At 62.5% G+C, this 618-nt stretch carries 1 protein-coding gene; it reads left to right on the top strand.

All coding sequences use genetic code 11. The features are described from left to right. Nucleotides 1–618, top strand: a 618-nt coding sequence (locus tag AACR93_RS08565) for a hypothetical protein (RefSeq protein WP_043849571.1), incomplete at both ends; no start/stop codon positions are given.

The following is a 618-nucleotide window of genomic DNA, read 5'->3' as shown; positions in this document are numbered from 1 at the left end:
GTGATGGCGCCAACCCGACAATCTCTGCGGTCAGCGGCACCGCTATCACCGAGATGGCGCAAGGGGAGGCGGCTGCGGTCAGCAACATGAGTTTCACGGTGACCCACGGCAGCGATGCCCTTGATCCTGCATCTCTCGGTTTTGATATCGCCACCATCCAGAGCACCCTGACCGGTCTCACCAGCCATGGCAGCCCGATCAGTTTCTCCCTCGACGCCAACGGCCAGCTGGTTGGCACCACGGCAGATGGTCGCGAGATCCTGCGCGCCGAACTGAATCTGGTCGACAACAACGGCAACTGGAGCGTCACCGCCAAGATCACCCTGAGTGGTGAGCTGGATCACAAGGGGAGCGAATCCCTCAACCTGCCGCTGGCTGTCACCCTGGCCGACAAGGATGGCGATCGCATCGGTACCACGCTGCCGCTCACCATCACGGATGGCAAGGCACCGAGCTTTATCCCGGGCAAAGGCGTGTCTCTGGATGAGGGGGACCTCACCGGCAGCAACACTCTGAGTCAAACCGGTCACTTCGACGTGCAAGCCGGGTCGGATCGGGTGGTCGAGGTGGCGTTTGCCGATGGCAGCCAGCAGCCGGTACTCACAGCCCTCGGCCAAA

This window comes from Aeromonas sp. L_1B5_3 (genome assembly GCF_963866575.1).
Classification (GTDB): Bacteria; Pseudomonadota; Gammaproteobacteria; order Enterobacterales; family Aeromonadaceae; genus Aeromonas; species Aeromonas jandaei.
This window is presented reverse-complemented; position numbering and strand designations above follow the sequence as displayed.